The organism is Microbacterium foliorum (genome assembly GCF_003367705.1).
Lineage (GTDB): Bacteria > Actinomycetota > Actinomycetes > Actinomycetales > Microbacteriaceae > Microbacterium > Microbacterium foliorum.
In genome coordinates this window covers 181,070-205,596 of the sequence record NZ_CP031425.1, presented here as the reverse complement: position 1 = coordinate 205,596, position 24,527 = coordinate 181,070, and the positions used below count along the sequence as shown (strand labels likewise).

The window sequence follows — 24,527 nt, the reverse complement described above, 5'->3', positions numbered from 1 at the left end:
TTGACGAACAGTGACGCCTCTCGCGCTTGTAGTCGTGTCATCGCCGTCGACGAGCATGGGGCTCCGGAGCGCACGACTCACTCAATGAAAGACTGACCCCATGTCCACCCGTCCCGAGATCGTCTGCATCTGCGGCTCCATGCAGTTCGCCGAGGACATGCGAATCGTCAGCCAGTCGCTGACCCTCGCGGGCATCATCGTGCTCATGCCCACCGAGATCGATAGACCGATCACCGACGAGCAGAAGGCCGCACTCGGCGAGCTGCACCTGCGGCGGATCGACCTGGCCGATCGGGTCATGGTGGTCAACCGAGGCGAGGACTACGGCGAATCGACGCTCCGAGAGAGCGCCTACGCAGAAGCCGCCGGCAAGCCCGTGACTTTCGTCGGCCCCGCCTGGGGCTGGCAGTAGTCCTCACATCTCCCCCGCCTACAGTGGCACGCATGAAGAAGCTCCCCGCGCTCACGACACTGGCCGTCGGCATCCTGCTGCTCTCCGGATGCTCTCAGGCGTCGACCATCGCGGCGTGCGGTCAGGTCGCGGCCCAGGCCGTGCAGGTGAGCGGTGTGATCGAGAGCTTCAGTTCGCCGACGCCCGAGGCCGCGCAGGCGGCTCTCGCCGAGGTGAAGACGGTCGCTGAGAAGATCCGAGGCATCGACGGTCCCGCGGAGTTCGTCACCCTCCGCGACTCGTGGGCGACGAGCATCGACGCGTTCGCCACCGAGGGCGAGAAGGCGATCACCGGTGACGTCAGTGGCGTGGATGCCGCATCCACCCAGCTGCGCACCGCGACCGACGCGATCGTCGCCTACTGCACGCCGTAAGCACCCGTCGCTAGGCCGCGATCCCCCGCAGCAAGCGCGTCACCGTCTCGTCGACGCGCTTCGCGCTCAACGGCTGACCGATCAGCGCGGCATACGACGCCATGGCGATGAGCTGGTCGGCGATGGCGTCGGCATCCACATCGGCACGGATCTCGCCCGCCGACTGTCCACGCGCGATGCGCTCCGCGACCCATGAGCGGATCGGCGCCGCAAGCCGCTCGTTCAACGCGAGTCCGAGCTCGTGGTCAGTCGCGGTGACCGCGATCAGCGCCCGGGCGAGCGCCACCCCCTCGGGCCGCTCCATGCCGGCGGACATCGCCGAGAACCACGCATGCAGGTCGACGCGGATGTCGTCGCTCATCGCGACCACGGGGTCGGCGCCGGGCAGGTCTCCCTCGAGCAGCGCCTCGCCGAGGATCGCCGCCTTCGACGGCCACCAGCGGTAGATCGTCTGCTTCGCGACTCCGGCGGTCTCGGCCAGCCCCTCGATCGTCACGACCTCGTAGGTGCCGGCCACGACGGCAGCGCGCATCGCCTCGAGCACGGACCGGCGTGCGGCTTCACTACGAGGACGGGGCATGAGAACAGGCTATCGAGGGGGCGGGCCGCTGACCGCCTCGGCGGCGCCTGCGCTTCGGTGTATCGAGTCGCCGGATGGGGGAATCGCCAGCGAGTCCGTCGCTGACGCGGAAGGCGCACTCGCGGCCGACTGGCGCCCGGTGTCACTGGGGGACGGGGCATGGGTCACGGGCGCCGAGCGCGATGATTCGCCATGCGGCTGCGTGTGAGACCGCATCCGTTTCGCTCGCGCAGGAAGAAGCGATCCGAATGTCGCTCCTTCGCTGTACGGCCGCGCGACCAGCGGGACTGCCAACAGGATGAGTGCCCCGAACATCGTGATCTGGAAGCTCCAGAGTCCGATGAAGACGATGATTCCCAGATGCAGGGCCGCACCCAGCAGCGCGACGGCGACCCGGAGTCGTCCTCGAAGCAGCGGAAGGGCCGCGAGCGCGATCTCCAGCGCCATCGTTCCCCACGTCAGCACGAAAAGGGCGAGTGGGATGGAGGTGAAGAAGACGATGAGTTGCAGGAACAGTCCGCTCGACCCGAAGAACCCCTGGCCGATGTAATAGAGCGCTGTTCCTTCCGCCCATTCGGTCTGGAACAGCTTGCCCGCTCCGGAGTAGAAGTACAGGACGGCGACCTGCACCTTCGCCGCGACCAGGAAGACGACAGCAGCTCCGGTACGTACTCCGATCAGTCGCGTTCCGCGGCGACCGGGCATCCAGTGGTTCACCCGGGGATCGCCGAGGCAGATCGGTACCAGCAGGAGTGCGAGGATAGCGGCGATCTGGTCGCCACCCTCAGGAATCGAGATGCTGGAGGCGATACTGAACGCCACCCACGCGTGCAGCACGCTTGTCACCTGCGGCAGGAAGCCGCTGATGACGAGGATCAGCACGGCGATGCAGATGATGCGTCCGAACGCGAGGTCGTCGCGCACGAGGCAGAACAGTCCCGCTTGGTCGACGTGCGTGCAGAGCGGGTAGGTGCCGACGCCGCTCACCGGGCGGAAGAGGAAGTCCTCGCGAGTGAAGGCGACGGTGATCAGACCACCGAGTGCGACGAGCGAGCGCACGAGTCCGAGCAGCGGCGTCCATATGACCGGTTGCGGAAGGCGGATGCGGTCGATCGCGCTCAACAGGAGACCTCCGCATGCAATCCGCTCTGCGCGATCGATGTCTGCTCCGTGTGGTTGCGATACGCCCACGACACGGGGATGGACTGGACGATGACGACCTCGCCGCAGATCGTCGGGGAGGGGACGGCGTTGTCGAGCTTCACCGGTTCCGCCGCGATCAGCTCGTCCGAGCAGACGGCGAGATCCGGCGAGGAGCATTCGACCCAGGCGTCGGCGTTCTCGTCGCCGATGAGGAGGGCCGTCTCCACTCCTTGTGAGCGCCCCTCACGGCTCAGCCCGAAGGCGTTCTCCACTCTCGTGTTCGGGAAACCGGCGATGGATGTCAGCCCCGCGTCCGACACCTGATACGGCTCGACCTGCGGGTCGCGCGGGGACTTGGTGAAGAAAGACCAGCCCTGCGGGGCGACCGCCATGATGTTGGCCCGGTTCGCCTCCAGGCCGGGAAGGGAGAGGACAGTCTCGCCGATGGAGGCCAGACCGGAGTATGCGGCTGCGACCGCGACGACAGCGGTGGGAACGACCAGGTGTCGCACCTTCATGTGATTCATCGGAACTCTTTCGCGCCGGCTTGTGGGGCAGCCTGACGACTGCCCCACAAGCGATCTGCTGTGTATCAGTACGCGTCGAGCGTCTCGGTGAGTCCGACGATGCCCTTCTCGGTCTCGAGTCCGGTCGAGCCGGCCGCCGACCACGCGACGTTCTCCGTCCAGGCCAGGTTCATCTGCACCGCGAGGGTGAGAGCGTGCACGGCTCCGGCCGCTTCCGCGACGGCGACCCAGACGACGAAGACCGGAACGACCGCCATGGGCGTGACGTCACCGGGCGCGACGCGGGCGCCCTCTGACTCGTCCGCAAAGTTCAGCTCGTCTGAAACGGTGCTCAGTGCCTCGGCCGCGTCGACGAACTCCGCCTCGACTCGGAGGACATCACCTGACGTCATCTCGGTGTGGAAGTCCGCGAAGACGTCTGCATCCTTCGCCTCGAGGGCATCGAGCACCCCCTCGACCTTTGCGAGATCCGGCCCGAGCTCGCCGACGCTCTCGCGGAAAGCCGAGTACGCCGGGTCGCCGAGATCTGCGTCGAACTGCGCAGCCATGTCGCCGACACCGAAGTACATGGCGCTGAACAGGTCGCGTCCGCTGTCGGTCGCAGTGACGCCCTCCGACGCCGGTGCGATCTCAGCGGCGATGGCGGGCGGGGTCACAACTGCCGCGCCCAGGGCGACGGCCGCAGCCACTCCGATCGCGGCGGTCGTGCGCTTCTTCAATGTGATTGCCAAGAGCATCCTCCGATTTGTGTTTTTTGGCGCACTCGACTGTCCCGTGCGGGGTCGAGTGGTCGAGAGCCGCACGAGCGGCGTAAGTCATCCCGCGCGGCGGGAGGAGGCTGCTGAGACTTCGGTCATCGAAGCCTCAGCGCTATAGAGACTCGTTGAGTATCGCGGCGGCGCGGTCGGCGTCGGGCATCGCGATCTCGAAGGAACGACCGACGTCGTCCGAGACGTGCAGAGAGCTGGCGGCACCGAGAGCGAGCGCGACTCGGCCGGGCGCGTCGAGACGCACTCCCCACCCGAGCGGTCCAAGAGGGCTACGCGCGGTCTCGGCGTGGGCTCGCGTGACGCGATCGATGCGGATACGGCCCGGTCCCATCACCGGTGTGGACACGACGGCATCTCCGACGATCGTCACCCGCCATCGCGTCGCGCAGAGTCCCACGAGACCGATCACTCCGCCGGCGATCCCTGCGCCCCACCACAGCAGGCCGGTCGCGGCGAGCACGACGAGCACGATGCCGGATGCGAGCAGCGCCAAAGCCGCAGGAGAGACGAATCTCCGTTCCCAGCGCGTGGGCGCATCCTCCTCCTGTCGCGTCGGCCGGGAGGCGGCCTCAGAAGGGGTCACGTCACCGCGGACGGCGATCCCCGAGCTGATGCCCACCGCCAGGCCGACACCCGCAGCGACGAGGAAGGGCAGGATGCCGGGGTCTGCCGCCAGCCACGGATCGACCACGGTCAACGACGGTGCCACAATGATCGGCAGCGCGAGCGACACGGTGACGGTGATGGCGCTGATCGCGCCGGTCGTGGTTCGACGCGTCCACGCGGACCTCGTCTCGCCGAAGACCAGGTAGCCAGCGAGGACCGTCCACCCCACTGCCGCGGGACCCGCGACGATCGCGATCGTCGCAATCAGGCTGCGCACAGTGGTCACCTGTCCGGCGGCCCACTGGTTCGCGATCTCGGCCGGCAGGCGCGGAGCCCAGAGCGCGGTGATCGCGACGGCACCGATCAGCGCACCGGCGATCGGCAGAAGAACCATCCACCAGACGCGCATGTCGACGCCCGAGCGTGTGCGTGCGTCGATGCGATCCTGCGTGTTCGTCGTCATGTATGGCCCCCCGTGCGTGATGCGTCGTCGCGAACCTCTGACAGGTCCTGGCGCTCTTCGAGCCTGTCATGCGGGTTTTGCGCTGTCAAGTTTTCCTTTCGCAGTCGCTTTGTCAGAACGAGGACTCCGATGACGGCGATCATGATCAGACAGGTCACCCATCCCAGCGGAGAGATGGCCAGAAGGTCGACCTGCTGACCGGCCGCTGCGACGAGAGTCGCGAATGACGCAGTCGCGTTGAACGCGGAGTGGGCGATGACCGCGGGCCAGATCGATGTCGATCGGAGACGGAGCCACCCGAGGATGATCCCGAAGAGCACACACGCCAGCACCATCATGCCGAGGCCGAGAAGATCGGGGCGGCCGAAGTTGTACCCGAGGAGTATGAGCGGAGCGTGCCAGAGACCCCAGATCGCGCCGCTGAGCACGAGCGCGGGCCACACCCCCAGGGGGAGGAGGCGGGGGAGGAGCCACCCTCGCCATCCGACCTCTTCGGCGAACGCGAACGGTGCGCTGACCACCGCGTTGACCGGGATTGCGGCGAGCTGCATGAGCACCACCACGGCACCGGGGATCGCGAGGTCGGAGACGCCCAGCGCACGGACCGACTCCACGTATCCGCTGAACTCGACGAGGTCGAGTTCGATCAGTCCGAGGGCAGCTGCCAGGAAGACTCCCGCGATGACGATCGCCGACCCGAGGAACAGTCCGAGCACACTGAACCAGATCGGACGCGACACCGGACGCGGCGATGTCACGCCCAGCGCACGCCACCGCTCCCCCGGGCGAGGTTTCTGCGCACCCCATGCCGCGAGCACTCCGAGAGCGGGAGCGAACATCACTCCCACGATCAGGAATGGCGCCAGCGGACTCGCGAGACCGCCGGTGAAGTACAACGGCAGCGCGATGACCCACGCGCCGACGAACGACACCAGGAGGAAGAGGATCAGACTCCTCCCGCCGACCTGCGAGCGCATCAGGCGCTCCCTCCTGCCGACGATTCCGGCGCGTTCAGGATGAAGAGACCCGCGATCCGGCCGTCATCGCGGATGCTGACCTTGCCGATCATCTCCCCGGCCTCGAAGGTCAGCGGGACGTCGATCACGACCAGTCCGCTCACCCGGTGCGAGGCGGGCTCGCCGGTCTTCTCGAGAGACCCGACCGCCGCCAGGACGCTCGCCCATGTGTCGCCGAGCGCCTCCGAGGTCATCGCCGACGTCATCTGGTCGTCGAAGTCGGCGACCACCGCCGCCGGATCGCCGGCCGACAACTGCGCGAAGACCGCGATGGCGCGATCGATCGCTGCAGCTGGCACGTCCTTCGCCACAGCCTTGCCGGTGCGCGGATCGAGCGCCTGCCCGAATCGCTGGTACGCGGCCTGTCGAGAAATCTTCAATGTGTCTCCCACTTCCTGCCATGTCGCGCCCGCACGACGCGCGTCCTCGACACTCGTCGCCAGGAGCCGATCCGCTTCTGCCTTCAACCCGGCAGCCGCACCGACCAGGCGCATCGCCGTCGCTCTGCTCTCCCGCGAGTGCAGGAGCCCAGCCACCGCCTGCGCACGAGCGAGCGCGGCAGCGGCGATGGAGAACGAAGCCCGTGAATCAGTCATACGTCAAGGATGCCTTCACGTGGCATTACCTGTCAATATCTGGTTTACAGCACGGAAGAATGCATACTACGACGGCCTGTGGAACTCCCCGCGCGACGAGTCGGGCCGCCTCGCGGACCTCTCCCGACGACCGGGGACTCACGCGGGACGATAGATCTGCGCCACCGCACCCGACGCGAACTCCCGCCGATCGACCAGGCGCAGGGCCAGCCGCTCACTCAAGCCGTCGAGCAGCCGCGGCCCGTGACCGGCGACGAGCGGATGCACGACGAAGGTGTACTCGTCGATCAGGCCGAGCTCGGCGAGAGCCAACGGCAGCGTCACGCCACCGACGGACAGGCCCTGCCCCGGCTGCTCCTTCAACCGCCGGACGGCCCCGCCCAGATCGCCGGTGACGAGCTCGGCGTTCCAGTCGACGGAGGGCAGCGTGCTCGAGACGACGTGCTTCGGCATCCGATCGAGGGCGTCGGCGAACGGCACCTCCCACTCGTCCATCCAGTCGGGCCACACCCCGGATGCCGGGCGGCGCCAGGCCGACTGCATCATCTCGTACGTGGTTCGGCCGTAGACGACGGCATCCGCTCGCTGCATGTCAGCGACCCAGAAGCCCATCAACTCCTCATCGGGGGCGACCCCCGCCTCATGATGGACGCACCCGTCGAGCGTGACGTTGATGGAATAGCGCAGTGGTCTCATCTCGCCGATGTCCTTCGATGCGGGCGTGCGCGGGTGGTGCGGGATGAGGATCAGAGTACTGCTGTGGCTGAGCGGGCGCGCCACCAGCCCCGGGGCCTAGGTCGAAGGGCTGCGCTTCCAATCCGGGCGGACCTTCAAGGCCACGAAGGCGCTTGCCGCGAAGACCGCGCCCAGCACCGACGGGATCCACGGTTGCAGCATCGAATCCGGATCGGTGAGGCTCGGCACCAACAGGATCAGCGCGGCCCCAGACACGACCATGGGGATGAAGGATCCGAGGAACCAACCGACAGAACGCTTCACTTCCGACCTCCGATGCGGCGATGCAGGAGGCACCGATGGTAGCAGCGGGGGCTGATTCGCGATTCATCACGTTTCAGATTCGACTGTTGTCCGGCCCGCCGCTGTACCGATATACAGGCAATGGCGCTCTGGGGAACGCCGGCGATTCATCGCCTCATCGTCGAGGGGAACACTCATGTCACAGCCTCCTGCCGCCTGGCGTCCGGATCCGGAGAATCCGAATCAGCTGCGCTGGTGGGACGGCCAGAAGTGGACCGGTGCGACGGCGCCGTCGCCCGCTGCCGCCGCGACGACACAGTTCGCAGCTCCTGCAGCTCCCGCACCGAGCATGCGTCGCACCGGATGGCGCACGGCGGGGATCATCGTCGGCGCACTCGTCGTCGGCGGGCTCCTCGCCAGGCTGTCGCCGATCGCGATCCTCCTCGTCGCGACCGCCGTGATCGCGGTGGGTCTGGTCGTCCTGTTCTCACGCCCTCTGCCCGCCCTCGGACTTCGATCGCGGCCTTCCGGCCTGCTGGCCCTCGGCCTGGCCGCACTTCTCTTCACCGGCGGCGGCCTCGCGAACGCGAGCCCGAACGGCGGCGGCACGGTCACTGCGGGCGGCAGCTCCCCGTCATCCACGCCGCAGAGCGTCGCCGCGGTGCCGAGCTCGACACCCACGCCCACCCCGATTCCGACCACGTTCGAGACGGTGAGCGAAGAGGTCCCCGTGCCGTTCGAGGCCACGACCGTCGACGACCCGCAGCGCGACCAGGGCACGACTACTCTGGTCACCGCCGGCGCGAACGGCGTGAAGATCATCACGTATCGAGTGACTCTGGTCGACGGCGTGGAGGTCTCGCGCGAGGCCATCGGCGAAGCGACCTCCGTGGCGCCCGTCGCGGAGGTCACGGCGATCGGGAGCAAGGCGCCCGCGCCCGTTGCACCCGCAGCTCCGGTGCCACTCGTGCAGCAGGGCGGCGGATGCGACCCGAACTATGCCGGAGCCTGCGTGCCGATCGACAGCGACGTCGACTGCGCAGGCGGCAGCGGGAACGGACCGTCATACGTCCAGGGTCCGGTGCAGGTCGTCGGCAACGACATCTACGACCTCGACCGCGATGGCGACGGGATCGCCTGCGACTAGCGTTTCGGCGGCGGATGCGGGCGCGTTTCGTCTCGCTTCGCTCGCTCAACGGGCGGGGGCTGGGCGGGGGCGCGTTTCGTCTCGCTTCGCTCGCTCAACGGGCGGGGGCTGGGCGCGCTCGCTCAACGGGCTGGTGGGGCGCGCTCGCTCAGCGGAGCAGTCATCAGACCGTGATCGTCCGCGTCCGCAGCTGGGTGGCGGCGATCGCGACAGCACAGCAGGTGATCAGGATGATCGCGGCGCTGAAGCCGGTTCGGGCATCGGCGAGGGCAGCGAGGGCGCCGAGGATCGCGATCCCGACGGCCTGGCCCACCTGCCGGGAGGTGTTGTAGATGCCCGAGGCAAGGCCCGCCGAACCCGCGCCGAGCGAGGTGCTGGCGGTCTTGTTCAATGCGGTCGAGTAGATCGCGGTCCCGGCCCCGATGATGAACTCCGCGATGACGAGAACCCACCACCGTTCGGCAGTCGCGCCAAGGAGCAGGAGTGTTCCCGCAGCGGCGCTTGTAGAACCGATGAGGATCATCTGACGGGTTCCGCGCGGGAGTAGATGCGGGTTTGCGAACACGCTGGCGAGGATGGTGCCGACCGCGAAAGAGGCCAGCAGTAGACCCCCGGTCAGGGCGGAGACGCCCCACGCGGCTTGGAGGTACAGAGCAAGGAAGAACTGGAGGCCGTAGGCGCCGAGCTGGAACGCGAAGCCTCCTGCGACCGCGCCGGTGAACTCCGGGCTGCGAAAGACGCCGAGCGGCATCATCGGTGCCCGCGAGTGATGCTCGATCAACACGAACGTTGCGAGCAGCACCACCCCGGTCAGCATGAGCGCCCAGATGAGCGCCGGGCTCGCGTCTCGGCCTGCTTCGATGAGCCCTGCGACCAGTACGACAAGCCCCGCGGTTCCGGTGAGCTGTCCGGCCAGGTCGAAGCGAGGGTGACCCTGCTCGGCGCGCGGGTGGTCTGCGGCACCCACCAGGAACGCGGCGGTGATGGCGATCGGCGCGGTAAGCCAGAACACAGCTCGCCAGCCGGTCGTGTCGGTCAACAGCCCACCGAGGAACGGGCCTACGGCCATCCCCACCCCACCGAAGACCGTCATCAGGTTCACCGCGTTCGAGCGATGTGCGGGGTCGCCGAAGCTCTTGCCGACCAGTGCGAGAAGCATCGGCAGAAGCATTGCGGCGAACACACCCTGTGCAGCACGCCAGACGATCAGAGACATGATCGACGGGCTGAGCGCACATCCGACCGAGGCCGCCGCGAAACCGATCGCGCCGACGCGGAACAACCTCTCTGCACCGAGCCGGTCTCCGAGACTCCCACCGAGCAGCAGCAGCGCGGCCAGTGGCAGCGTGTACGCGTCGACCACCCAGGAGATCCCTGCTGCCTGCGCGTGCAAGTCCTCCGCAATCCGCGGCAGTGCGAGGTTCAGCGCGCTGCCATCGAGGGTGATCACGATCCACCCCAGATAGATCGCCCACCCGCGCGCCGACCACGCCGTGCGCACTGGTGCCACCAGGGTGGTCACGAGCGCGCTGCGTCAAGCAGCGCCAGTACGCCCTCCACCGCATCATCGAAGACCGAGGCGTCCTGCGCGGCACGGGCCAGTACATATGCTCCCTGCAAGGTCGCCGCGACCGCCGCCGCCGTCCGAATCGGGTCGAGGCTGGAGGAGAACTCTCCCCTGTCGAGCCCGGCTGTGATGGCTGCGGCGAGCTGCCCGCGAATCCAGGCGAACATCTCCTGGACCTCGCCTCGCAGTGCAGGAGCGTCGATCACATCTGCATCCTGCACCAAGCGGCCGAACTGGCAGCCGTTGAGAACCTCGCGCTCTCGCGTGAGGTATGCCCGAACCTGCGCGACCGCGCTCTGCTCCGAAGCCAGGTCGCCCGCGATCTGGGCCCGCATCTCCTCGGCGTTGCGCTCGATCGCCGCCTGCGCCAGGGCCTCCTTACCGCGGAAGTGGTGGTACATGCTGCCCTTGCCCGCGCCAGCGGCGTCCAGAATCTCCCGCGGAGTCATCGCCCCATAGCCGCGCTCCCGCAGCAGACCTCGGGTCGCCTCGATCAACTCATCGCGTGTGCTCATGAAAGAAGTGTACCTACCTGCAGGTACACTTCTTAGCCGGTGTCGACAACCTCATGGCCGGCAACAACCAGCGGCGCGTCAGACCACTCGTCAGCGCGAGGGTTCCGTGGTCACCAACGCCGTGGCGATGGCGGCGGCTGTGAGCCCCAGCACTCCCGAAGCGAGGAACGCGACACCCGCGGGCCAGACTGCGAACAGCGTGACCTCGTAGCTGCCCTCGCCCATCGGCTCCAGCTGCTCGATCGACCCCGTGACCGTCAGCGCGATGCCGACGATCAGGGCGATCAGAGGGATGCTCCAGGCGAGCGTCCACGACAGCCGGCGAACCGTCCTGCGCCTCAGCGGGGGCGGGGCGGGTGCGTCCTGCGTCTCGGTGCGAGCCTGCGCGGTGCGCTCGCGCGCAGCATCCGGTGTGCCGTCCATGCCTGCACCATAGCGCTCGCAGGGCGGGTGCGGACATGCGTCAGGGATGCGGATGCGGGCGCGTTTCGTCTCGCTCCGCTCGCTCAACGGGCGGGGGTGCGGGCCTCGCTCAACGGGCGGGTGGTGGGCGCCTCGCTCAACGGGCGGGGGCGGGACGCCTCAGTCGGACTCCGCCTTGCGCGCACCGGCCTCGAGCACGTCGCCGGCGGGCAGCTCCTGGTGTCCGCCGAACTGCAGACGCATCGCCGACAGCACCTGGTTCGCGAAGTGGTCTTCGCCGCGCGACGCGAAGCGCTCGAACAGCGAAGCGGCGAGCACCGGCACGGGAACTCCCACGTCGACGGCGGCCTTGACGGTCCAGCGCCCCTCGCCCGAGTCCGACACCCGGCCGGCGAGTCCGTCGAGCTGCGGGTTCTCGGCGAGCGCAGCCGCGGTCAGGTCGAGCAGCCACGACGAGATCACGGATCCGCGGCGCCACAGCTCGGCGACCTTCGACGTGTCGATGGGGAACTGGTAGAACTCGGGCTCCTCGAGCGGGGCGATCTCGGCGGAGTGCTCGGCCTCGCGCACCCCGGCATCCGCGTTGTGCAGCAGGTTGAGGCCCTCGGCGATCGACGCCATGATGCCGTACTCAATGCCGTTGTGCACCATCTTCACGAAGTGCCCCGCACCCGACGGACCGCAGTGCAGATAGCCCTGCTCCTCGGGGGTGAGGTCGCCGGTGCGACCGGGCGTGCGCTCGATCTCGCCGACACCCGGGGCGATCGTACGCAGCACCGGCTCGATGCGCTGCACGGCTTCGTCGGGCCCGCCGACCATGAGGCAGTATCCGCGGTCGAGGCCGAAGACCCCGCCGCTGGTGCCGACGTCGACGTAGTGGATGCCGCGCTCGCGGAACGTCTTCGCACGCCGCACGTCGTCGCGGTAGTTCGAGTTGCCGCCGTCGATGAGGATGTCGCCCTCATCGAGCACGGCCGCGACCTCGTCGGCGACCTTGCCGGTGAGCGAGGCGGGCACCATCATCCAGATGGCCCTGGGGGCTTCAAGCTTCGACGCCAGGTCGGCCATGCTGTCGGCGCCCGTCGCTCCCTCTGCGACGAGGGCCTGCACGGCATCCGCATTCACGTCGTAGACCACGCAGTCGTGGCCGTCGCGCATGAGTCGGCGCACGATGTTGGCGCCCATCCGGCCGAGTCCGATCATCGCGAGCTGCATGAGGTTCCCTTCGTCGCCGCCGACTCGCGGTACCGCGAGCCGGGTCGGGGCAATCCTGGCACGCGAGGCTATGACGCTCAACGGCGACCCGCGGGCAGATGCCGCGCCTGTCGCCGACCCGGGCCCGGTGTCGCCGCCGGGTGAAAGGATTGGACCATGACCTCCCCCGCGTTCGACCGGATCACTCGCGACGACCTGCGCAGCGCGGGCAGCCTGAAGTGGACGACCTTTCCCGACATGATCGGCGCGTTCGTCGCCGAGATGGACTTCGGACTCGCCCCCGCCATCACCACCGCGGTGAAGGATGCTCTCGACCTGGGCGTCACCGGCTACCTCCCCGCGACGCTCGCGCAGGATCTCTCCGCCGCGACCGCACGCTGGTACGCCGACTCGTACGGGTGGGAGATCCCCGCCGACCGGGTGCACCACGTGCCCGACGTGATCGCCGCGTTCGAGCTGGCGATCGAGAACTTCACCTCTCCGGGGTCGGCCGTCATCGTGCCGACGCCCGCCTACATGCCGTTCCTCTTCGTGCCGCCCATGCACGATCGCCGGGTGATCGAGGTGCCGAGCATCGAGGTCGACGGACGCTGGGTCATGGACCTGGATGCCGTCGCCCAGGCGTTCCGCGACGGCGGCGAGATGCTGGTGCTCTGCAACCCGCACAACCCCCTCGGCACTGTCGCGACCCGCGACGAGCTGCTCGCCATCGCCGAGACGGTGTCGGCGGCCGGCGGACGCGTGTTCGCCGACGAGATCCACGCCCCCATCGTCTACGCCCCGGCGCAGCACATCCCCTACGCCTCGGTGTCGGATGCCGCGGCCGCCCACACCTTCACCGCGACATCTGCCTCGAAGGCGTGGAACCTCGCCGGCCTCAAGTGCGCCCAGGTGATCATCTCGAACGACGCCGACGCCGAGCTCTGGGAGCGCCTCGGATTCTGGCCCGGGCACGGCACCTCGACGCTCGGCGTGGTGGCGAACATCGCGGCGTATACAGCAGGCGCCCCGTGGCTCGACGAGGTCGTGGATTACCTCGACGGCAACCGGCGGATGCTGGCGCAGCTCGTCGACGAGAAGCTCCCCGGCGTGCGGATGATCGTGCCCGAGGGCAGCTACATCGCCCTGCTGGACTTCCGCGAGACCGGGCTGACCGGCGACCTCGCCGAATGGTTCCGGGAGCATGCGGGCGTCGCGATGACCGACGGAGCCGCCTGCGGCGAGGCGGCCATCGGCTACACGCGGTTCGTGTTCGCGCTGCCCCGGCCCCTGCTGGTCGAGGCCGTCGAGCGCATCGCCGCGGCGCTGGCCGGGCGGGCCTCGGTCTCCGCCTAGCCGCCGCGCCGCGCCAGCGCCGCGCCAGATTCGGGCGGGGCCAGTTCCGCACCCGAAACAGGCGTCCCGGCTGCGAAATCGACCCCGCACCGCGCCCGCTCGCCTGCCCGCCGCACCGCGCCCGCGCACCGATTCGGGCGGGGTCAGTTCTGCACCGGAATCAGGCCTCCCCGATGCGAAATCGACCCCGCACCGCGCCACGCCCGCCGCGACCCCGCACCGCGTCGCGCCCGCCCGCCGCACCGCGCGCGCCCATCGATTCGGGCGGGGTCAGTTCCGCACCGGAACCGACCTTCTGGGATGCGAAATCGACCCCGCACCGCGCCTGCCCGCCCTTTCCGCCCGCGCGCCGATTTGAGCGGGGTCAGTTCTGCACCGGAATCAGCGCTCCCCGATGCGAAATCGACCCCGCACCGCACCCGCCCGGCCGCTGGCTTCGAGCGGGGCCAGTTCCGCACCCGAAACAGGCCTCCCGGATGCGAAATCGACCCTGCACCGCGCCCCGCCCACCCCACCGCCGCACCGCGCCCGCCCACCGATTCGGACGGGGTCAGTTCCGCACCCGAAACAGCGCTCCCGGATGCGAAATCGACCCCGCACCGCGCCCGCCCGCCCGACCACCGCGCCGCGCCCGCCCGCGGCGCCCGCCCGCCCCGCCGCACCAGCCGGTTCAGCGGTCGCGCACCGCATCCCCCATCGCGGCGATGGCCTCGCGAAGGATCGGCCGAGGGGTGGCGAACACCACGCGGACGTGGTCCTCGTATCCCCGACCGAGCAGGCGGCCGTCGGTCAGCACGACGCCCGCCTGGTCGCGGAAGAACGCGGCGGGCGAGCCGTCGATCTCGAGCGCGCGTGTGTCGATCCAGCCGATGTAGGTCGCCTCCGGTTCGCGGTACACCGCCCCGGGCAGCTGCTCGGCGACGAGCGACCCGAGCTCACGACGCGACTGCGAGAGATACTCGAGCACCCCGTCGAGCCACAGCCTGCCCTCGCGGTAGGCAGCAGTCGAGGCCACCACTCCGAGCGTCGCGGCGCCGTGCTGCACCGAGAACCCGAACCTCGTGTACAGCTGCTGGTCGGCGTCGTTCGAGGTGATCAGCTGCGCGGTCTTGAGCCCGGGGAGGTTCCAGGCCTTCGATGCGCTCGTTCCGGTGATCGTGTGCGCCGCCGTCGAGTCCGACAGCGAGGCATAGGGGATGAAGGGGCGTCCGTCGAAGCGCAGCGGCGCATGGATCTCGTCGGCGAACACGCGGCCACCGTGCCGCTCGACGATCTCGGCGAGCGACTCGAGCTCGGTGCGCTCGACCACGGTCCCGGTGGGATTGTGCGGATTGCAGAGCACGAGCGTGCGGGCGCCGGCCGCGAAAGCCTCGTCGATGCGCTGCAGATCATGGTGCCAGCGCACCCGTCCCTGCGCGTCGACCGTCTGGATCCCGGGCACTTCGATCACCGGATGCCCGATCGACGGCAGATATGTCAGAAACGGCATATATGCCGGAGTCGGCACGATCACCGCGGATCCGGCAGGCGCATACTCCTCGACGGCGACGCGCAGTGCCGCCATGACGTCGGAGACCGGATGCACGCGGTCGGGGTCGATGTTCCAGCCGTACTCGTCGTGCATCCATCCCGCCGTCGCCTCGCCGAGCCTGGCGGCCAGCGGCGGCGAGAGATACCCGAGGTTCTCCTCGTCGATCGCCCGGTGCAGCGACTCCGCGATCGCGGGCGCGACGCCGAAATCCATCTCCGCGACCCACGCGCCGATGTGGCCGGGATGCAGACTCCACTTACGGCTCTCAGGTCGATCGAGATCGAACCTCGTGCGGCCGTCGAACGGATGCGGGTCGGTGGTCACGGAGTCGCTCATGGTGCTCGGCGTTCAGCCCTCGACTCGACATCGCGGCGCACACGCGCGCTGCGGTCGACGAGTCTTCATGACGGTGCGGCGACTCTCGGACACGGAACTCCTTCACGGCGGAGTCTCCAGGGTACGGATGCCTGCGGGCTCGCGGCCAGTCCGATGTCGGCCCATGACACGGTTCCGCGCGTGCTGCGCGGCCCTCGCCGCCCCGTCGCTCCCGCTCAGTTCATGAGATCGCGCGGATGCCAGTCGTACAGGGTGCGGGTGTTCGAGGGCCCCTCCTCCGAACGCACGGCATGCCGCACCTGACGCGCGGCGGCGGCGCCCCGACCGACCCGGACGGCCTCCTCCTCGGTCTCGAAGCTGGAACCCAACGTGCGGGATTCGCCCTCGATCCGGTTGAACCAGATCCCGTCACGCTGGAAAGTCTCGATGTCGCCTGCGGCCATGCCCCTACCTTTCGATCTCCGTCTTTTCTACGTCAGAGTGCGACCGGGGCCGAGGCCCTTGACACGTTCGGGCACGCTCTCCGTCTGCCGCTCCGGCGACGGCATTCATCGATCGGCGTCCGCGTCAACCCCTGTGACGTCCGCCGGTCGTCGTGGATACCGTGTCACGGTGCATGACCCGGATGCACCTGCAAGGAGCACGTGATGACGCTGGAAGTGATGTCGCCGACGGCGGCACTGCTCGATGGACGCTACATTCTGCACGACCGTGTGGGACAGGGCGGGATGGCGACCGTCTACCGCGCCGAGGACACCCACCTCGGCCGCACCGTGGCGATCAAGATGATCCACGAAGGCGAGGGTCCGGTCGCCTCGATCGAGCGCGCGCACACCGAGAAGACGCTGCTCGCCTCGCTGAGCCACCCCTCGCTCGTCACGCTGTACGACGCGCAGCTCACCCCGAATCGGCCGCAGTACCTGGTCATGGAGTTCGTGAAGGGGCCGACGCTCGCCGACCGCATGGCCGAAGGTCCGATGCCGCCCGCCGACGTCGCACGGATCACCCGCGACCTCGCCACGGGGCTGACCGCCGTGCACGCGGCAGGGATCGTCCACCGCGACGTCAAGCCGTCGAACGTGCTGCTCGCCCCCGACCGTGAGGGTCGGCCGGTGGTCGCGAAGCTCGCCGACTTCGGCATCGCATGCGCCATCGACGACACCCGGCTCACCACGCCCGGAATCGTGCTCGGCACGCTCACCTACATGGCCCCGGAGCAGCTCCGCGATCAGGAGCCCGGCACCCCGGTCGACGTGTTCTCGCTCGGCCTGGTCGCACTCGAAGCCCTCACCGGCGAGGCCGGATACCCCTCGCTCGCATCGGGGCGCGCCGCGGCCATCGCCCGTCTCGCGCACCCGCCGATCATCCCGGCGACGGTTCCGGACGGCTGGCGCGACCTGATCACGCGGATGACGGGGCTCGATCCGCAGGAGCGCCCGGACGCTGCCGAGGTCGCTCGCGTGACGCGGGCACTGGTGCGGGGATCCGCCGGCGACACAAGCGAGACCGCCGTCGCCGCAGGTTCCGCGTCGATCGTCGCGGCCGCCGGGCCGGTCCCCGCGCGGGGTGAGGTCAGTGCGACAGACGCAGTCGGCGGAGCCGGCGAGATCGGCGCAGTCGGCAAGATCGGGGCAGCCGCTGTCGGCGCAGCAGACGCAGTCGGCGCAGCCGGCGAGCGAGTTGCGGCAGATACGGCCCATGAGCCGGATGCGGTGGGCTCGGCGCGGGAGACGGGAGCGATCGGCGCGACTCGGACCGGTGCCACGGCCGTGTTCCCCGCGACGGACAGCGCGGACGCTCCCGTTCGCACCCACACGCGGCGCGGCACCCGCACCGGCACCGGCATCCGCACCCGCACCCGCGTGATCGCCGGCGCTGCCGGTGTCGCCGCGGCCGGGGCGCTCGTCGTCGGGCTCGCGGCGTTCACCGCGCCGACATCCGACATCGGGCGCGTGGCGTCGACGGCCGTCATCCGCACGGCATCGACACCCGCCGAGGCCGAGCCGCAGAGCACACCGGTCGAGACGGTCACCGACGCGGGAACGCCCGCCGACTCGGGAAACCCCGGGAACGAAGGCAACCCCGGAAACTCCGGCAACTCCGGCAAGAACGACAAGACCGACAAGGGCGACAAGGGCGTCAAGGGCGATAAGGGCGGCAAACCGGACAAGGCCGACAAGTCGAACGGCGACTCCGGCAAGAACTGACCCGGGTCACGCGTTCACAATTCAGCAAGGATGTGCTCGATCCCCCTCGACACCCCAGTCTCGAGCCGTTCCGCCGCATTACATGCTGAATCGTGAACGGCATCCGGCTCAGCCCGCGGACGCCGCCCGCACGCTCACGGCCCGCTTCGCCGCCGCATCCCCGCCGACCGTCGGTGTCGGCATCCCCCGGTAGACTGGCCATGCCCCGCCGGCCCCTCATCTAGGAGTGCGCGTGACCACCGCCCCTGCACCTGCCCACAAGCACGTCCCCGACTCCGTCGAGAACGCGACCGCTACTCCCGAGAAGGAGCAGCCCTACGCAGCGCTGGGCCTCAAAGACGACGAGTACGCGAGGATCCGCGAGATCCTCGGCCGTCGTCCCACCTCCGGCGAGCTGGCCATGTACTCGGTCATGTGGTCGGAGCACTGCTCCTACAAGTCGTCGAAGAACTACCTGCGCCGCTTCGGCCAGAAGGTCTCCGACGAGATGAAGGAACGCCTCATGGTGGGCATGGGACAGAACGCGGGCGTCATCGACGTCGGCGAGGGCTGGGCCGTCACCTTCAAGGCCGAGTCGCACAACCACCCCTCCTTCATCGAGCCGTTCCAGGGCGCGGCGACCGGCGTCGGCGGCATCGTCCGCGACATCATCTCGATGGGTGCCCGTCCGGTCGCGGTCATGGACGCCCTGCGCTTCGGCGCGATCGACCACCCCGACACCGCCCGCGTCGTGCACGGCGTCACCAGCGGCATCAGCTTCTACGGCAACTGCCTGGGTCTGCCGAACATCGGCGGCGAGACGGTCTTCGACTCCGTCTACCAGGCCAACCCGCTCGTCAACGCGCTCGCGGTCGGCGTGCTCCGCCACGAAGACCTCAAGCTCGCGAACGCCACCGGCGTCGGCAACAAGGTCGTGCTGTTCGGCGCCCGTACGGGTGGCGACGGCATCGGCGGCGCCAGCATCCTGGCCTCCGACACTTTCGCCGACGGCGGCCCCACCAAGCGTCCGGCCGTGCAGGTCGGCGACCCGTTCGCCGAGAAGGTGCTCATCGAGTGCTGCCTCGAGCTGTACCGCGACGAGCTCGTCGAGGCCATCCAAGACCTCGGTGCCGCCGGCATCTCGTGCGCCACCAGCGAGCTTGCGGCCAACGGCAACAGCGGCATGAAGGTCTCGCTCGACAACGTGCTGCTGCGCGATCCGTCGCTGACGGCCGAAGAGATCCTGATGTCGGAGTCGCAGGAGCGCATGATGGCGATCGTCTCGCCTGAGAAGCTCGACGCGTTCCTCGCCGTGGTGAACAAGTGGGAGGTCGAGACCTCCGTGCTCGGCGAGGTCACCGGCGACGGCCGCCTCATCATCGACTGGCAGGGCGAGCGGATCGTCGATGTCGACCCGTCGACCGTCGCGGTCGACGGCCCCGTCTACGACCGCCCGGTCGCGTACCCGACGTGGATCGACGCCCTGCAGGCGGATGCCGCCGAGAACCTCCCCCGTTCGAACGACCCCGAGGTGCTGCGCGAGCAGTTCCTGAACCTCGTCGCCTCGCCGAACCTCGCCGACACCCGCTGGATCACCAACCAGTACGACTACTACGTGCTCGGCAACACGGCCCTCGCGTTCCCCGACGACGCCGGCATGATCCGCGTCGACGAGGAGTCGGGCCTGGGCTTCGCGATCTCGACCGACGCGAACGGCCGCTACTCGCAGCTCGACCCGTACGCGGGCGCGCAGCTAGCCCTCGCCGAGGCATACCGCAACGTCGCCGTGACCGGCGCCGTGCCCACCGCGATCACCGACTGCCTGAACTTCGGATCCCCCGAGAACCCCGAGGTCATGTGGCAGTTCGGGCAGACGGTCGACGGCCTGGCCGACGGATGCTACGAGCTCGGCACGCCGGTCACCGGCGGCAACGTCTCGTTCTACAACCAGACCGGCGACGTGCCGATCCACCCCACCCCGCTGGTCGGCGTGCTCGGCATCATCGACGACGTCTCGCGCCGCATCCCCTCGGGATGGCAGGACGAAGGCCAGAACATCTACCTGCTCGGCACCACGTCGACCGAGCTGTCGGGGTCGGCGTGGGCCGAGACCGTGCACCAGCACCTCGGCGGACTGCCGCCCAAGGTCGACCTCGCGGGCGAGAAGCGCCTCGCCGGCCTGCTCGCGGCAGCTCGCGACGAGTGGCTGATCTCGTCGGCGCACGACCTGTCGGAGGGCGGCCTCGCGCAGGCACTGGCCGAGGGCGTCTCTCGCTTCGGTGTCGGAGCCCGCGTGTGGCTGAACGAGATCCTCGAGAGCTGTGGTGTGGATGCCGCATCCGCTCTGTTCTCGGAGTCGACCGGCCGCGTCATCGTGACCGTGCCGCGTGAAGACGACGTCAAGTTCCGCGGACTGTGCGAGGGCCGGGGATACCCGGTCATGCGCATCGGCGTGACCGACACCGAGGGCGCGAAGCTCGAGGTGCAGGGTGTCTTCACCGTTCCCGTCGCCGAGATCCGCGAGCGCTCGCAGGCCACCCTTCCCGCCGCCTTCGGCCCGACGGTCGCCGAGCCGGTCGGCGCATGAGCGAGCTCAGCCGGCGGCCCGACCCGTCAGGTCGCCCCGACCGGGCGCGGCCCGATGCGAGCGGCCCTGCCGAGCTGAGCGAGGACTACGGCGATCTGGGCGAGCGTCGGAATCGCCGCATCCGCGTCGTCGCATGGACGGTGATCGTCGCGCTCATCCTCGGCGGTGGCGGCGCGACCGTGCTGAGCCTGCTGATCGTCTGAGTTCGGGTGTGTTTCGTACCTGACGCCCAAGAAGGCGGCACCTGCGGTTGAGACTGCGAATCGCCAGCAAATGACACTTTCCGGTAGGATTCACTCACGTGAATTGACTAATCCTTGGAGAATGTGTGAGCAACCTGGTTCTCGGTGCGAGCCGAATTGAAGCGCTGGCCTCGGAGGCAAGCAAAAGGGCCGCGCTCGGCGGGTTCAACCTAGCCGCAGCCCGCAAGACACTCACGACCCTACTTGCCAATATTGGGCGTACGGCAGAGTTCTCTACATACACCCAGCACGACATTTCTCACATCGACGCCCTGCTGGAGTCGATCGACTGGATCATCCCGACTGAGACGTGGGCCGAGCTCACGGTAGCCGATGCGCTTGTGATCACCCTAGCTGTCTACGTTCACGATTTAGGCATGCTGGTAACGAAGGACGAGTATCGCAGAAGATCGGAAAGCACCTTCCCGATCTTCAGAGACGGAATCCTCGGTGATGAGAGTTCGCGAGGAGTGGACTTTCGTCACCGCCTTAACGCGCTCGACGAGACGGACCAAGAGCATTTTATTTATGAAGAGTTCGTAAGAGTTCACCACGCCGAACGAATTGAATCCTGGATCACCGGGAAGAATCATGAGCGATTTGGGATTGCAACGGAGGCGGTTGCACTGGTCAACGATGTCTTCTCGACCCTCGACGGAGTCGTCAAGAACGATATTGCGCTCGTAGCGCGCAGCCACCATCTTGACGACCTGGACGACATCAAGAAATATAAAATCAGCCGAGCATATGGCAACGAGCGATCCGATGAAGCCAATCTGCAGTACGCAGCGATAATTCTTCGGACCGCGGATCTTGTACATGTCACTCGAGACCGGACGCCTACGGTTCAGTTCAGACTTGCGAGTCCCACGGATCCTCTGGGACAGCGAGAATGGCGCAAGCAAGCGGCCGTTAGGGCAGTGAGACCGCGTTACGCAGACACCGCAGGACCCGCAAGGATTGAGATTCATGCCAGCTTCGATGAGCCCGACGGGTACTTCTCTCTCATGGAGTATCTGGACTACTGCGATGAACAGCTGAAGCTTTCCGGCCGCTGGGTTTCTGCCGCTCACGCTCACGATCCCCGGTCAAGTCACTACATGTTTCCCTGGCAGCTTATAGAGCGAGAACAGATCGAGACAATCGGCTTCAATAGGAATCAGTTCAAGTTCACCTTCGATCAGCAGAAGGTCCTCGATCTCCTGACTGGTCACACCTTATATAACGACGCGAGCGTCGCGATTCGTGAGCTCGTGCAGAATTCTATCGACGCTGTCCGACTGCAACGTAGCGTGGACGGCACGAGTGACCAAAGCGTTCCCGATGTCATGATCGAGTATGAACCGGACACTCGCATTCTGAGAGTCAGAGATCGTGGCACTGGAATGACCGAGCAGGTCCTTAAGGAGCATTTTCTGAAGGTGGGCTCGTCGAGCTATCAATCGGAGGCTTTCAAGGAACTCCATCCGCAGTTCGCATCTATCTCCAGGTTCGGCATCGGCGTGCTCTCCGCGTTCATGATTGCTGATGAAGTCAAGGTCGCAACCCTCTCCGGTGACGAAGTTGCGGGACGCGAACTGGTACTCAAGTCGGTTCACGGTCGCTACCTGATGCGTGACCTTGACGACCGAAGCGATGTCGCGAAGCGCATCGGCGACCGCGGCACCGAGATCGAACTCAGCCTCCGGCCGAGCTCTCTCTTCGACGGCTCAATTATCGATCTACTTCGAAGGTGGATAATTCTGCCGAGGTGCGCGGTCGAGTGCTCTGTCGCAGGGGAGGTTCCGGTCGCGATCGGTTGGGATAGCCCTAAGCAAGCCCTTGAAGGCCTACTGGAGTTGACTGTCGGCACCTCGCAGGACTGGAGAGTCACCGAGAAGACTGTCGGTGGTGCGGTTGCGGCCGTCGCTGAGACCTGGAGCAACGTGTACAAGGAATGGGAGTTGTTGCGCATCGGTGATGCAGACATGCGGTTGAGCCGCACTGCCTCGACATCCGGCGACGGAACGGAAGCTTCGATACCACTTGCTGGGGTTTGCGTTCAAGGTATCCGCGTAACCAGCGACCTCCCCGGGTGGTCCAACTCGCCCGCGATACTAGTCGACGTTAGTGGATTGTCAGCACCAACCACGAACGTTGCTCGCACGGATCTCGAAGCCGGTCAGGGCCTAGACACACTTATTGAGAGCATCTACTCCGTCGTGTTGCTTTCCATCGAAGACCAGATTCCAGAAATCACTCGACGAGCGTCGATGCGCTTGGCGTTGAAAGAGGCCCAATTTCTTTTCGCTTACTCCGTCGCTAGCGATCGAGGATCGGCGCTCACGAAGCCTCTCATTATGAATCGCGTGTTGGCCAAGTTTGCAGTGCACCCCGTCGAAGTAGATTCTGTGCTCGAACGACGCACATCAAGCGCTCTTGGGGAAACAGGTTTCAGCGTTCTTATAGGTCCCGCCGCCGATGACGCCGCTCGTTTCATGGATTGGCTTCCGCGACCGAAGGGAATGATGGCGATCCTGCAAGAAGGAGGCCTTCTTACAGAGACCGATGCCGCGCAACTTCCGCTTCTTGGCGGACGCGAATCGCTCTTCGCCTACAAGGAACTACTTTGGAACGAGTTCGAGGTCCGTTCTGTAAAATCACTCGAGCATGGACGAAGCCTTTTAGTGTCTTTTGGGACTGCAAAAGACCGCTGGATCCGCGAAAACTACGACCATGCATTTGTATCCGCCGCAAACGCTTTGCTCCATGTCGTAGATCGGTCACGATTGGGACGCAGAGAGAGTTTCGAGAACGTCTATTGCGTGGACGAGACTGTTACCTTCGAAGAGATCCCCGACGACGCCGAGGCTCTTTTCATCGGGAGATACCGCATGTTCGGTCCGACTTCCCGGTTCTCGAAGGCTCGGCTCAAGCTTCAAGAGGAGCTACCGCTCCCTCGCGCCAAGGGTGAAGCTGCCCTCTACATGATCGCTCAAGGCGTGCAACCATCTCGTAGCGATTTTAGCTCCCTGGACGACCAGGACTACTTCGAGCGGCTGATCAGCTGGCTCTCCGACGAAGACCAACGGTCGATTGAGTGCAGAGACGAGCTTGTCGAGCTCGCGGCCGATGCCCAATCGGTGAGTGTCTGGTCGACAAATACCGCCTGGCAGCGCCGAGGTGACGAGTCATAGCAATCGACCTTCAGGCATCGCAGGACTCAACCGGGCTGGTTTCGCTTCCCAATTGCGGGGGGGGTAATGCGATTACTTGGTTTCCGAGTTTCGAACGGCGTGGGTATTGAACGACTTTCGCTTGACCGTCTCCGGCCGCATTCCCCGCATCGGGGTTCACCTATAGTGAGCAACCATCAATCCGTGACATGTTGGCACAGTGTTTGGCGACGGCCTAGCGGGAGAAAAGGAACCGGGTCAGCTGCACGATCGACTCCGGGTCGTGGCGTTCGCGCCCCAGCGATTCGACGATGATCGCGCCGAGGATGGCTCGTCCGAGCTGCTCGACGGGGGCGTCGGCGGCGAGCTGGCCATCGCGGATGCCGCCGCGGATGCGCTCGCTCAGGTACTTCTCGACGCCGAGGCTCTCTCCGAGGTGCGCTCCGACACCGGCGTCCTCGGTCGCCGCGGCGACGAGCGATCGCAGCAGCACCCCGCCCTCCGGCGCCTCGAGGATCGACAGCACGCTGCGCAGCCAGGTCTCGACGTCGGCGACGAGGTCTCCCGTGTCGGGGACGTCGAAGTCGACGGGGATCAGCCGACCCTCGGCGAGGCACTCGCCGATCAGCGCGCCGCGCGACGGCCACCACCGGTAGATGGTCTGCTTGCCGACGCCGGCCTCCTTCGCGATCCCCTCGATCGTGAGTCGGTCGTAGCCCTGATTGTGGAACAGCCGGGCCGTGGCGTCGAGGATGGCCTCGCGTGCCGCTGTGCTGCGCACGGG

24 protein-coding genes are annotated in these 24,527 nt (G+C 67.3%); 8 read left to right on the top strand and 16 right to left on the bottom strand.

The genetic code is table 11. From position 1 onward, the window contains the following. Positions 1 to 100 precede the first annotated feature (100 nt). Both DXT68_RS01030 and DXT68_RS01025 read left to right on the top strand, forming a co-directional pair. Complete coding sequence (locus DXT68_RS01030; RefSeq protein WP_045252786.1) at positions 101 to 412, top strand: hypothetical protein; 312 nt, start codon at positions 101 to 103, stop codon at positions 410 to 412. Between the two features lie 32 nt (positions 413 to 444). Next, positions 445 to 825, top strand: coding sequence for a hypothetical protein (locus DXT68_RS01025; RefSeq protein ID WP_045252787.1), 381 nt, complete (start codon positions 445 to 447; stop codon positions 823 to 825). Between the two features lie 10 nt (positions 826 to 835). Here DXT68_RS01025 and DXT68_RS01020 read toward each other — a convergent pair whose 3' ends face one another. The 9 genes from DXT68_RS01020 to DXT68_RS00980 form a co-directional block, all read right to left on the bottom strand. Next, entirely contained in the window at positions 836 to 1,405 is a 570-nt protein-coding gene (locus DXT68_RS01020) for a TetR/AcrR family transcriptional regulator (protein WP_244268082.1), read from the bottom strand. A gap of 9 nt (positions 1,406 to 1,414) precedes the next feature. Then, a complete protein-coding gene (locus DXT68_RS01015; RefSeq protein WP_052677589.1) occupies positions 1,415 to 2,527 on the bottom strand; it encodes a sporulation-delaying protein SdpB family protein in 1,113 nt (370 codons plus the stop codon). Further along, the gene (locus DXT68_RS01010; RefSeq protein WP_082068788.1) at positions 2,524 to 3,075 is read right to left on the bottom strand and encodes an SdpA family antimicrobial peptide system protein; all 552 of its coding nucleotides are present in this window, start codon (positions 3,073 to 3,075) and stop codon (positions 2,524 to 2,526) included. Before DXT68_RS01010 ends, DXT68_RS01015 begins: the two co-directional genes overlap by 4 nt. Before the next feature lie 65 nt (positions 3,076 to 3,140). Further along, positions 3,141 to 3,806 carry a sporulation delaying protein family toxin gene (locus DXT68_RS01005; RefSeq protein WP_149421798.1) on the bottom strand — a complete coding sequence of 222 codons (666 nt, stop codon included), beginning with the start codon at positions 3,804 to 3,806 and terminating at the stop codon, positions 3,141 to 3,143. Between the two features lie 139 nt (positions 3,807 to 3,945). Then, entirely contained in the window at positions 3,946 to 4,914 is a 969-nt protein-coding gene (locus DXT68_RS01000) for a hypothetical protein (protein WP_045252789.1), read from the bottom strand. Then, positions 4,911 to 5,891 carry a CPBP family intramembrane glutamic endopeptidase gene (locus DXT68_RS00995; RefSeq protein ID WP_052677591.1) on the bottom strand — a complete coding sequence of 327 codons (981 nt, stop codon included), beginning with the start codon at positions 5,889 to 5,891 and terminating at the stop codon, positions 4,911 to 4,913. Before DXT68_RS00995 ends, DXT68_RS01000 begins: the two co-directional genes overlap by 4 nt. Beyond that, complete coding sequence (locus DXT68_RS00990) at positions 5,891 to 6,526, bottom strand: DUF3887 domain-containing protein (RefSeq protein ID WP_052677592.1); 636 nt, start codon at positions 6,524 to 6,526, stop codon at positions 5,891 to 5,893. Before DXT68_RS00990 ends, DXT68_RS00995 begins: the two co-directional genes overlap by 1 nt. Before the next feature lie 138 nt (positions 6,527 to 6,664). Further along, positions 6,665 to 7,222: a dihydrofolate reductase family protein gene (locus DXT68_RS00985; protein ID WP_045252804.1), complete on the bottom strand. Its 558-nt coding sequence runs from the start codon at positions 7,220 to 7,222 to the stop codon at positions 6,665 to 6,667. 96 nt (positions 7,223 to 7,318) lie between these two features. Then, positions 7,319 to 7,525, bottom strand: coding sequence for a hypothetical protein (locus tag DXT68_RS00980; RefSeq protein ID WP_045252790.1), 207 nt, complete (start codon positions 7,523 to 7,525; stop codon positions 7,319 to 7,321). A 175-nt stretch (positions 7,526 to 7,700) separates the two neighbouring features. Between DXT68_RS00980 and DXT68_RS00975 the strand changes: the two genes are divergently transcribed. Continuing rightward, positions 7,701 to 8,651, top strand: a complete 951-nt coding sequence (locus tag DXT68_RS00975) for a G5 domain-containing protein (RefSeq protein WP_082068789.1) — start codon at positions 7,701 to 7,703, stop codon at positions 8,649 to 8,651. A 163-nt stretch (positions 8,652 to 8,814) separates the two neighbouring features. Here the strand turns inward: DXT68_RS00975 and DXT68_RS00970 are convergent, their stop codons facing one another. The 4 genes from DXT68_RS00970 to gnd form a co-directional block, all read right to left on the bottom strand. Beyond that, positions 8,815 to 10,173 (bottom strand): MFS transporter, encoded by a 1,359-nt coding sequence (locus tag DXT68_RS00970; protein ID WP_045252791.1) that lies wholly within the window; start codon positions 10,171 to 10,173, stop codon positions 8,815 to 8,817. After that, the gene (locus DXT68_RS00965; RefSeq protein ID WP_045252792.1) at positions 10,170 to 10,733 is read right to left on the bottom strand and encodes a TetR/AcrR family transcriptional regulator; all 564 of its coding nucleotides are present in this window, start codon (positions 10,731 to 10,733) and stop codon (positions 10,170 to 10,172) included. Before DXT68_RS00965 ends, DXT68_RS00970 begins: the two co-directional genes overlap by 4 nt. A 90-nt stretch (positions 10,734 to 10,823) precedes the next feature. After that, on the bottom strand, positions 10,824 to 11,156 hold the full coding sequence (locus DXT68_RS00960; protein WP_045252793.1) for a hypothetical protein: 333 nt from the start codon (positions 11,154 to 11,156) through the stop codon (positions 10,824 to 10,826). Positions 11,157 to 11,315: 159 nt separating this feature from the next. Beyond that, a complete protein-coding gene (gnd, locus tag DXT68_RS00955; RefSeq protein ID WP_045252471.1) occupies positions 11,316 to 12,371 on the bottom strand; it encodes a phosphogluconate dehydrogenase (NAD(+)-dependent, decarboxylating) in 1,056 nt (351 codons plus the stop codon). A 156-nt stretch (positions 12,372 to 12,527) separates the two neighbouring features. Here gnd and DXT68_RS00950 point away from each other — a divergent pair, with 156 nt between their 5' ends. Further along, on the top strand, positions 12,528 to 13,706 hold the full coding sequence (locus DXT68_RS00950) for a MalY/PatB family protein (RefSeq protein WP_045252472.1): 1,179 nt from the start codon (positions 12,528 to 12,530) through the stop codon (positions 13,704 to 13,706). 670 nt (positions 13,707 to 14,376) lie between these two features. Here DXT68_RS00950 and DXT68_RS00945 read toward each other — a convergent pair. Continuing rightward, on the bottom strand, positions 14,377 to 15,573 hold the full coding sequence (locus tag DXT68_RS00945) for a MalY/PatB family protein (RefSeq protein ID WP_052677564.1): 1,197 nt from the start codon (positions 15,571 to 15,573) through the stop codon (positions 14,377 to 14,379). A gap of 215 nt (positions 15,574 to 15,788) precedes the next feature. Then, positions 15,789 to 16,016, bottom strand: coding sequence for a DUF2188 domain-containing protein (locus DXT68_RS00940; RefSeq protein WP_045252544.1), 228 nt, complete (start codon positions 16,014 to 16,016; stop codon positions 15,789 to 15,791). A 204-nt stretch (positions 16,017 to 16,220) separates the two neighbouring features. Here DXT68_RS00940 and DXT68_RS00935 point away from each other — a divergent pair, with 204 nt between their 5' ends. From DXT68_RS00935 to DXT68_RS00920, 4 genes are all read left to right on the top strand, one after another. Then, on the top strand, positions 16,221 to 17,780 hold the full coding sequence (locus tag DXT68_RS00935; protein ID WP_052677565.1) for a serine/threonine-protein kinase: 1,560 nt from the start codon (positions 16,221 to 16,223) through the stop codon (positions 17,778 to 17,780). Between the two features lie 232 nt (positions 17,781 to 18,012). Beyond that, the gene (gene purL / locus DXT68_RS00930; protein WP_045252545.1) at positions 18,013 to 20,346 is read left to right on the top strand and encodes a phosphoribosylformylglycinamidine synthase subunit PurL; all 2,334 of its coding nucleotides are present in this window, start codon (positions 18,013 to 18,015) and stop codon (positions 20,344 to 20,346) included. Then, complete coding sequence (locus DXT68_RS00925; RefSeq protein WP_045252546.1) at positions 20,343 to 20,549, top strand: hypothetical protein; 207 nt, start codon at positions 20,343 to 20,345, stop codon at positions 20,547 to 20,549. Before purL ends, DXT68_RS00925 begins: the two co-directional genes overlap by 4 nt. Positions 20,550 to 20,674: 125 nt before the next feature. After that, positions 20,675 to 23,764 carry an HD domain-containing protein gene (locus tag DXT68_RS00920; protein WP_045252547.1) on the top strand — a complete coding sequence of 1,030 codons (3,090 nt, stop codon included), beginning with the start codon at positions 20,675 to 20,677 and terminating at the stop codon, positions 23,762 to 23,764. A 214-nt stretch (positions 23,765 to 23,978) separates the two neighbouring features. On the opposite strand, the gene DXT68_RS00915 is transcribed toward DXT68_RS00920, so the two are convergent. After that, positions 23,979 to 24,524 carry a TetR/AcrR family transcriptional regulator gene (locus DXT68_RS00915; RefSeq protein ID WP_244918552.1) on the bottom strand — a complete coding sequence of 182 codons (546 nt, stop codon included), beginning with the start codon at positions 24,522 to 24,524 and terminating at the stop codon, positions 23,979 to 23,981. Positions 24,525 to 24,527: the final 3 nt, after the last annotated feature.